At 73.0% G+C, this 9,105-nt stretch carries 8 protein-coding genes; 2 read left to right on the forward strand and 6 right to left on the reverse strand.

Translation table 11 applies throughout. The features are described from left to right. Positions 1 to 90: 90 nt before the first annotated feature. The 6 genes from AC3A5R_RS18390 to AC3A5R_RS18415 all read right to left on the reverse strand — a co-directional run bounded on the left by AC3A5R_RS18390 (position 91) and on the right by AC3A5R_RS18415 (position 6,827). Entirely contained in the window at positions 91 to 1,101 is a 1,011-nt protein-coding gene (locus AC3A5R_RS18390) for a sulfate/molybdate ABC transporter ATP-binding protein (RefSeq protein ID WP_487622209.1), read from the reverse strand. Continuing rightward, positions 1,098 to 1,904: a sulfate ABC transporter permease subunit CysW gene (gene cysW / locus AC3A5R_RS18395; protein WP_487622210.1), complete on the reverse strand. Its 807-nt coding sequence runs from the start codon at positions 1,902 to 1,904 to the stop codon at positions 1,098 to 1,100. The genes AC3A5R_RS18390 and cysW overlap by 4 nt, the downstream gene beginning before the upstream one ends. Beyond that, on the reverse strand, positions 1,901 to 2,833 hold the full coding sequence (cysT, locus tag AC3A5R_RS18400; protein ID WP_487622211.1) for a sulfate ABC transporter permease subunit CysT: 933 nt from the start codon (positions 2,831 to 2,833) through the stop codon (positions 1,901 to 1,903). Before cysT ends, cysW begins: the two co-directional genes overlap by 4 nt. Beyond that, positions 2,830 to 3,867 carry a sulfate ABC transporter substrate-binding protein gene (locus AC3A5R_RS18405; protein WP_487622212.1) on the reverse strand — a complete coding sequence of 346 codons (1,038 nt, stop codon included), beginning with the start codon at positions 3,865 to 3,867 and terminating at the stop codon, positions 2,830 to 2,832. Before AC3A5R_RS18405 ends, cysT begins: the two co-directional genes overlap by 4 nt. 186 nt (positions 3,868 to 4,053) lie before the next feature. Then, a complete protein-coding gene (locus AC3A5R_RS18410; RefSeq protein WP_487622213.1) occupies positions 4,054 to 4,407 on the reverse strand; it encodes a DUF5818 domain-containing protein in 354 nt (117 codons plus the stop codon). Then, positions 4,404 to 6,827 carry a DEAD/DEAH box helicase gene (locus AC3A5R_RS18415; RefSeq protein ID WP_487622214.1) on the reverse strand — a complete coding sequence of 808 codons (2,424 nt, stop codon included), beginning with the start codon at positions 6,825 to 6,827 and terminating at the stop codon, positions 4,404 to 4,406. The genes AC3A5R_RS18410 and AC3A5R_RS18415 overlap by 4 nt, the downstream gene beginning before the upstream one ends. A 126-nt stretch (positions 6,828 to 6,953) precedes the next feature. Here AC3A5R_RS18415 and AC3A5R_RS18420 point away from each other — a divergent pair, with 126 nt between their 5' ends. Together AC3A5R_RS18420 and AC3A5R_RS18425 are read left to right on the forward strand one after the other, a co-directional pair. Further along, a complete protein-coding gene (locus AC3A5R_RS18420; protein WP_487622215.1) occupies positions 6,954 to 7,319 on the forward strand; it encodes an STAS domain-containing protein in 366 nt (121 codons plus the stop codon). A gap of 65 nt (positions 7,320 to 7,384) precedes the next feature. Then, positions 7,385 to 8,974 carry a DUF7059 domain-containing protein gene (locus AC3A5R_RS18425; RefSeq protein ID WP_487622221.1) on the forward strand — a complete coding sequence of 530 codons (1,590 nt, stop codon included), beginning with the start codon at positions 7,385 to 7,387 and terminating at the stop codon, positions 8,972 to 8,974. Positions 8,975 to 9,105: the final 131 nt, after the last annotated feature.

Raw genomic sequence — 9,105 nt, forward strand, 5'->3', positions numbered from 1 at the left:
TGCGCTCAGGCCTACAGGCGTCCCTCCGATCCGCACCGGACGGCGTCGGAGGCGATCCGGCACACGCACCGGGCTCGGACGTCCGTGGCCTCAGATGGCGAGGGCGGGGTCGAGCTCGATGACGCTGGAGCGCTGCGCGGCCCGGGCGAAGACGGTCTCGCCCGGCTCGAGCGCGAGCTCACCGGCGTCGCGTCGGGTCAGCTGCGCGGCGAACCGCTCACCCGACTCGGCGCGAAGATCCACCCGCACCTCGAAGCCGAGCGGTACGACGCGCTCCACGACGGCCGCGACGATGCCGAGCGAGCCGCTGACCTTGTCGTCGAGGGCCAGGGCGACCGTCCGGTCACGCTCCAGCGCGATGTCGTGCGGCCGCACGAGCTGCCCACCGAGTCGGGCCACCGAACCGAGGAAGCCCATGACGAAGTCGTTGGCCGGGCGTTCGTAGAGCGTCACCGGGTCGCCGACCTGCTCGATGCGCCCGTGGTTGAGCACCGCGATCCGGTCGGCGACGTCGAGCGCCTCCTCCTGGTCGTGTGTCACGAGCACCGTTGTCACGTGCACCTCGTCGTGCAGCCGCCGCAGCCACGTGCGCAGGTCGGCGCGCACCTTGGCGTCGAGCGCACCGAACGGTTCGTCGAGCAGGAGCACCTCGGGGTCGACGGCCAACGCGCGCGCCAGGGCCATCCGTTGCCGCTGGCCGCCCGAGAGCTGGGCGGGGTAGCGGTCACGGAAGCCCTCGAGACCGACGATCTCGAGCAGCTCGCCGACGCGTCGGTCGATGTCGGCCTTGGGGCGCTTGCGGATCGACAGGCCGAAGGCGACGTTGTCGCGCACCGTCATGTGCTTGAAGGCCGCATAGTGCTGGAAGACGAACCCGATGCCCCGCCGCTGCGGCGGCTCGGTGGTCACGTCGCGCCCGGCGATCGTCACGGCGCCCTCGTCAAGCGCCTCGAGCCCGGCGATCGAGCGCAGCAGCGTCGACTTTCCCGACCCGCTCGGCCCGAGCAGCGCGGTGAGCGAACCGCTCGGGATCTCGATGCTGACGTCGTCGAGCGCGAGGAAGGACCCGTAGCTCTTGCGGGCGTCGGTCACGGTGATCATCGGGTGCTCCTCTTGCGGTCGAGCAGGGTCATGAGCAGCAGCACGACGAGCGCCATGCCCATGAGGACGGTCGCGGCGGCGTAGGCGCCGTAGGTGTTGTGGTCGTCGATGTAGCGCGAGTGCACGAGCAGCGTCAGCGTCTGGGACACCCCCGGGAACCCCGACGACACCATGATCACGGCGCCGAACTCGCCGAGGGCTCGGGCGACGGTGAGGACGATGCCGTAGGTGAGCCCCCACCGGATGGCCGGCACCGTGATGCGCCAGAAGGTCTGCCAGCCGTTCGCGCCGAGGGTCGCGGCGGCCTGCTCCTGCTCGGTGCCGATCTCGTGCAGCACCGGCTCGACCTCGCGCACGACGAACGGCAGCGTCACGAAGATCGTCGCGAGCACCATGCCGGGCAGGCCGAAGATGACGCGGAAGCCGCCACGGTCGAGCGCGCCGAACCAGCCGTCGACGCCCCACAGCATGATGAGCGCGACGCCGACGACGATGGGCGACACCGCGAAGGGCAGGTCGACGACCGCCTGGAGCACCCCGCGGCCGCGGAAGCGTCCGCGCACCAGGGCCAGCGCGGTCGTGACGCCGAAGACGACGTTGAGCGGCACGACGATCGCCACGATGAGCACCGACAGGTTGAAGGCGGCGATGGCGGCCGGGGTGGTCACCGACGCCCAGAACGTCCCGATGCCGGGGGAGAAGGTGCGCCAGAGGATGACGCCGACCGGCACGGCGACGAGCGCGAAGAGGTAGCCGAGCGCGACGACGCGCAGCGTGATGCGGGACGGCGTCGAGATCCTCATGCGGCACGCTCCTCACGTCGCTGGGCCCGAGCTCCCAGGACCCGCAGCACCAGCAGCGACACGAACGCGATGGCGAGCAGCGCCACCGAGATCGCGGCGGCGTTGAGCGGCCGGTCGATCTCGATCTGCTGCTGGATGTACTGCGAGGCCACCTGGGTCTCGCGCGGGATGTTGCCGCCGATGAGCACGACCGAGCCGTACTCGCCGATCGAGCGGGCGAAGGCGAGGCCGGCGCCGCTGAGGATGGCCGGCCCGAGGGTCGGCAGGACGACGCGTCGGAACGTCGTCCAGCTGGAGGCACCGAGCGAGGCGGCCGCCTCCTCGACCTCGCGATCGGACTCGATGAGCACCGGCTGCACCGAGCGCACGACGAAGGGCAGTGTCACGAAGAGCAGGGCCACCGCGAGCCCCCATCGGGTGGCGTTGAGGTGGATGCCGACCGGGCTGTTCGGGCCGTAGAGCGACAGCAGCACGATGCTCGCGACGATCGTCGGCAGGGCGAACGGCAGGTCGATGAGGGTGTTGACGATTCGCTTGCCGGGGAAGTCGTCGCGGACGAGGACCCATGCCACGAGGGTGCCGAAGACCGCGTTGACGAGGGCGACCCCGGCCGAGACGAGCACCGTCACCCAGAGAGCGGCGACGGCCGCCGGCGCCGTGATCGCCTCCCAGAACCCGGCCCAGCCCTCGCCGAACGCGGCGACGGTGAGCGCGGCGAGCGGCAGCAGGACGATGAGGCTGAGCCACAGGGTCACGACGCCGAAGCCGAGGGGGCGTCCGAGGCGTCGGCGCAGCTCGTCCAGCCGGCGAGCGCCGGGGGGCGAGGCCCCGGACGCGACGGACACCGAGGACGCGGCGAGGGCGGGAGCCGTCGCAGCGGCCCCCGCCTCATCGGTCGCGCGTGACCGGGTGACGGCTTCGGTCGTCACTTCGTGGCCTCGTCGTAGATCGTGGCGATCTCACCGACGTCCTTCTTGAAGAGCGTGCCGTCGACGCTCTTCCAGCCACCGAGGTCGGCGATGGTCCACAGCTTCGAGGGCTGCGGGAACTTCGAGGCGTTGTCCTTGGCGACGGTCGCGTCGACGGGCCGGAAGCCGGCCTCGGCGAGCAGCTTCTGCGCCTCGGGCGTGTAGAGGTAGTCGTCGAACGCTTGGGCGGCCGCCTTGTTCGGGCTGTTCTCGAGCACCGCGGCCGGGTTCTCGATCTTGAACGTCTGGGGCGGCGTCACGTGCTCGACGGCCTCGCCGTCCTTCTCGACGAAGAGGGCCTCGTTCTCGTAGCTGAGCAGCGCGTCGCCGCTGCCCTGCAGGAACGCCTCGGTGGCCTCGCGGCCCGACTTCGGCTGGATCTTGACGTGGTCGGTGACCAGCCTGCGGATGTAGGCCAGGCCGGCCGCCTTATTCGTTCCCCCGGCGCTCTTCGCGGCGTACGGCGCGAGGAGGTTCCACTTGGCCGAGCCCGACGAGAACGGGTTCGGCGTGACGACCTCGACGCCCGGCTTGAGCAGGTCGTCCCAGTCCTTGATGTGCTTCGGGTTGCCCTTGCGCACGACGATGGTCACGACCGAGCCGAACGGAATCCCCTTGTGCTCGTTGGCATTCCACGACGGGTCGACGAGGCCCGCGTCGACGAGGCGCGTGATGTCGGGCTCCACCGAGAAGTTGACGAAGTCGGCGGGCGCACCGGCCGCGACCTTGCGGCTCTGGTCGCCCGAGGCGCCGTAGCTCTGCTGGAACTGCACGCCCTTGCCTGCGGCCGTCTTCTGGAAGGCCGGGATGACGGCGTCGAAGCCGACTTTCGGCACGGCGTAGGCGTAGAGGTTGATCGTGCTCGTGGCTCCGGCCGCGGCGGCCGTGGAACCGGGCTGCGCGACGACGTCGCTGGACCCGCCGCCGGCACAGGCCGTCAGGCCGATCGTCGCGCTGGCGGCGATGACGGCGAGGAGGATCTGAGGGCGTCGCACGGTTGCTCCTTGGAACTGAGGGCGAATCTGACGGGGCGGGGGGTGGCAGTCGGTCGGAGGTCGGCCGGACCTGATTCCCATCCGCTGAGTGGGAGTTTGGATAGCAAACCGTTACAGGTCAAATAACGTCTACTTATGTCTCAGGGTGTGGAACCCGCTCGCTGGGGCGGCCCGCCCGGCCCGCCGTCAGGACGTCGCGATGCGCCGGACGCGCAGGGTGCCCCCGCTCGTCAGCTCGCCGGAGACGACGACGCGTGCCCCTGCCTCGGCGTCGACGCTCCAGCCGGGTGGCAGCTCGAGGGGGTAGGTGCGTCCGTCCTCGGTGACCAGTACGACCGACGCCGCTACCGGGCCGGGCGAGGCCGCGTCGTTCGTCGCCTCCCGGCGCAGCGTGCCCGCGACGGTCGCCGACGCCTGGGCAGCGTCGTCGCGGTCCGGCGTCGTCGGGCGCCCGGCGAGGTCCGGAAAGGACTGCGGCGCAGGCGTTTCCGGCCGCCCGCGGCGCGGCGATGGACGTCGACGAGCCTGGCGGCGCGTCACGGCGTCGGCTCCGTGCCACCTGTAGGCCCCGCGTGGCGCAGGGTCAGGTCGAGTAGGGCGATGGCGCCGGCCTTGTCGAGCGGCTCGTTGCCGTTGCCGCACTTCGGCGACTGGATGCACGACGGGCAGCCCGACGGGCACTCGCACGCGGCGACGGCGTCACGCGTCGCGCGCAGCCACTCGCGGACGCGTCGGTACCCCCGCTCGGCGAAGCCGGCGCCGCCGGGGTGGCCGTCGTAGACGAGGATCGTCGGCAGGCCGGTGTCGGGGTGCAGGGCCGTGGAGACCCCGCCGATGTCCCAGCGGTCGGCCGTCGCGAAGAGGGGCAGCATGCCGATGGCCGCGTGCTCGGCGGCGTGCGCGGCGCCCGGGATCGTCGCCTCGTCGACGCCCGCGGCGGCGAGCTCCTCGGCCGGCATCGTCCACCAGATCGCCTTGGTCGCGAGGCTGCGCGGCGGCAGGTCGAGCGGGTGCTCGCCGATGACCTCCCCGCCCGGCAGCCGCCGCAGGAACGAGACCACCTGGCCTCGCACCGTCACGTGCCCGAACGAGCACCGCAGCGGGCCCCAGTCCTCGTGCTCGGTGGCGTGGACGATGTCGAACTCGCTCACCGATCGGGCGTGCGTCGTCCACCCCGGGTCGCCGCGCACCGCGAACGCCGCCCGGTCCTCGAGGTCGAGCTCGGTGATGACCCACGTCTGGCCCTGGTGCACGTGGACGGCGCCCGCGTGCACCTGGGCGTGCGCCGACGCCTCGTCGACAGTTCCGACGACGCGCCCGGTGCGGGCCTCGATGATCCGCACCGGCTCGCTCGCGCCGCGCAGCGACAGGTGGTCGGCGGGCCGGTCCTCGCGCGCCCAGAACCAGCCGCGCGGCCGCTTGCGCAGGATGCCGCGCTCGACGAGCGCGTCGAGGAGCGGGCGCGTCATCGGCCCGAACACCTCGACGTCGGCCTCGGTGACCGGCAGCTCGGCGGCCGCGGCGGCGAGGTGCGGCCCGAGCACGTGCGGGTTGTCGGGGTCGACGACGGTGGCCTCGACGCCGCGGCCGAAGATCGACTCGGGGTGGTGCACGACGTAGGTGTCGAGGGGGTCGTCGGCCGCCACGAGCACCGCGAGGGAGCGGCGTCCGGTGCGCCCGGCGCGTCCGGCCTGCTGCCACAGCGACGACAGCGTGCCCGGCCACCCGGCGAGCAGCACGGCGTCGAGGCCCGACACGTCGACGCCGAGCTCGAGGGCGTTCGTGGCGGCGAGGCCGAGCAGGTGCCGGCTGCGCAGGTCCCGCTCGAGCTCGCGCCGCTCCTCGGGCAGGTACCCGCCGCGATAGGCCGCGACGCGGTCCTCGTCGGTGACCGACACCCGCTCCTTGGCGATGCGCGCGACCACCTCGACGCCGGCGCGCGACCGGGCGAAGGCGACCGTCTGCACGTCGGCCCCGACGCATCCGGCGAGCAGCTCGCCGGTCTCGGTGATGGTGCTGACGCGCTGGGCCGTGCCGTCCGCGGAGGTGACCACCGGCGGCTCCCAGAGGGCGAACGTCATCGCGGCCCGCGGCGAGCCGTCCTCGGTCACGGCCTCGACCGGCAGCCCGAGCAGGCGCGACGCGTGGTCCTGCGGGTCGGCGACCGTGGCCGACGCGAGCACGAACGTCGGCTCGGCGCGGTACCGCGCGGCGACGCGTCGCAGCCGGCGCAGCACGGCCGCCAGGTGCGCGCCGAAGACGCCCTTGTACACGTGGCACTCGTCGACGACGACGTACCGCAGCGCCCGGAGGAACGAGGACCACCGCTCGTGGCCCGGCAGCAGCGAGTGGTGCAGCAGGTCGGGGTTGGTGAGCACGAGGTTGGCGTGGTCGCGGATCCAGCGCCGCTCGTCGGTCGGGGTGTCGCCGTCGTACGTGGCGGGTCGCACCCCCGGCAGCGCGAGCCCGGCCACGCGCGTCAGCTGGTCGGCCGCCAGGGCCTTCGTGGGCGAGAGGTAGATCGCTGTGGCGCCCCGTCCGTTCGGAGCCGACGCGCCCGACGTGAGGTCGGACAGGATCGGGAGCAGGTAGCCCAGGCTCTTGCCCGACGCGGTGCCGGTGCTGACGACGACGTGCCGCCCGGCGTGGGCGTGCTCGGCCACCGCGACCTGGTGCGACCACGGCGCCGCCACACCCGCGCCCGTCAGCGCGCCGAGGAGCGTCGGGTCGGTCCACTCCGGCCAGTCGGCCGTGCGCGCCGTGCGAGCGGGTACCTCGTGCACGTGCACGAGCCGCTCCGGCTGGTCCCCGACGAGGCGGGCCAGCAGGGTCTCGGGATCGGGCCCCTGCCCGCGCCCCTGCGGCCGCTCCTGCCCCTGCCCCGGCGTCCGGGCACCGCCGCCCGCCCGCTGTCCGGCGGTGGCCGGCGCGGTCGAGATGGGCGACAGGTCCCGGTTCATGTAGAGCAACGGTAGGAGGTGGGGGTACGGTAACCGACGAGCGGGGCATGTTACTCCGCGGTCGGTCACGCAGGGGCAACGTGGCTGACCCTGTTCGACCAAGTGTGGGCAAGGGAAGGGGCACCGGTGGATCTCTCGATCACCCGCGCCGACCACGGTGACCAGACCGTGGTGCACCTCGGCGGCGAGATCGACGTGTACACCGCGCCGCTCGTGCGCGAGAAGCTCGACGAGCAGATCCACGGCGGCCGGACTCGGCTCGTCGTCGACCTGTCCGATGTCACGTTCCTCGACTCCACGGGGCTCGGCGTCCTCGTGGGCCGGCTCAAGCTGGCGCGCACCCGCGGCGGGTCGTTGCGGCTCGTCGGCAAGGACGACCGCGTCCTCAAGGTGTTCTCGATCACCGGACTCGACAAGGTCTTCGACATCCACCCCGACCTCGAGGCCGCCCTCGCGGCGGACGACGGCCCGGCTCCGAGCGAGCCGTCCTGACCGTCCCACCGCAGTCCTCCGCGTCCGGCGTGCCTGCCGACGCGGCCTTCGACGACCCCTCCGGCATGCCCACGGAGGAGCCCGGCGACGTGCCTGTCGTCGTGCGTTCTGACGTGCCTGTCGTCGACGCGTCCCTGCTCCCGCTGCTGCGCGCCGACCTCGCCGCCGCGGCCTTCACGGTCGACGGCGTCGCCGAGCGGTTGGGCCCGGTCGCCTCGGCTGCCCTCCACCGGGAGCAGCCCCTGCCCGCCCTCCTCGCCACCTCCACCCCCGCATCGAGTGAGCACTCAGCCCCACGCGCCACGCCCGACGCGTGCGGCACGCTCGTGCGACTCTTCACCCTCGGTCGTCCGGTTGCCACCGACCGACTGGCCGACGCGCTGCCCACCCTCGGCATCGACGGCGCCGTCGCGCTCGGGCTCGTCCGGGTCGACGCGACGGCCGGCGTCGCGCACGCCACGTGCGACCTGCGTCCGTACGGCGACGACGCCCACGACTGGTGGGTGGCCTCCGACCTGTCCGAGCTCGCTACGGGCGGGCCGCTGCGCCCCGACCACGTGCTCGGCATCGGCGGTGCCTCGACCACCCTTGCGTCGTGGACGGTCCGCCGGCCCGTCGACCGCGCCCTCGACCTCGGCACCGGCTGCGGCGTCCAGTCGCTGCACCTCACGGCGCACGCCGGCTCGATCACGGCCACCGACATCTCCGAACGAGCGCTGGCGTATGCCCGGTTCAACGCCGCGCTGGCCGAGGCGCGCCTCGACACCGTCGCCGGCGACCTGCTCGACCCCGTTGCGGGACAGACGTTCTCGCTCGTCGTCAGCAACCCACCCTTCGTCATCACACCGCGCACCGACGACGTGCCGCTCTACGAGTACCGCGACGGCGGACGCGCCGGCGACGCCGTCGTCCGGACGCTCGTGCGCGAGGTCGGACGGGTGCTCGAGCCCGGAGGCGTCGCGCAGTTCCTCGGCAACTGGGAGGTGCCCGAGGGGCGCACGTGGCGCGAGGTCTGGGGCGAGTGGCTCGACGAGCAGGCCCGCGACGGCGTCGCTCTCGACACCTGGGTCGTGCAGCGCGAGTCGCAGGACCCGGCCGAGTACGCCGAGCTGTGGTCGCGCGACGGGGGAGCGGTGCCCGGCAGCGAGGCCCACTCCCGCATGTACGCCGCGTGGCTTCACGACTTCGCGGCCCGACGCGTCGAGGCCGTCGGCTTCGGCGTCGTGACCCTCCAGCGCCCCGCCAGTGACCGGCCGACGTGGCGCTCGCTCGACGAGGCCACGGGTCCGGTCGCGGCCCCGATGGGTCCGACCGTCGACGCCGGGCTGCAGGCGCGTACGTGGCTCGCCGAGCACTCCGACGACGACGTGCTCGACGTCGCGTGGTCGTGCGCGCCCGACGTCACCGAGGAGCGGCACGGCCGCCCCGGCGCGTCCGACCCGGCCGTCATCCTGCTGCGCCAGGGCGGAGGGCTGCGACGCGTCGTGCGCGCGGGCACGCTCCTGGCCGCCTACGTCGGCGTCGCCGACGGCGAGCTCACGGCCCGCATCGCGCTGGAGGCGATCGCCTCGCTCCTCGACGCCGACCCCGTCGCCGTGCGCGCCGAGGTCGTCCCGGCCATCCGCGACCTCGTCGCCGACGGCCTCCTCACCTGACCGATCGAAAGAGCGCTCCGTCCCGCGCTCCGATCGAAAGAGCACTTCGTGCGTCGGCGAGTTCAAGGGGTCGTTGCAACGCTTGGCTCGTTCGGGGCCGAGAGTAGCTTGGCCAGGGCTTCGGCTGGGGT

It is taken from the genome of Intrasporangium sp. Soil_C_50 (assembly GCF_057656595.1).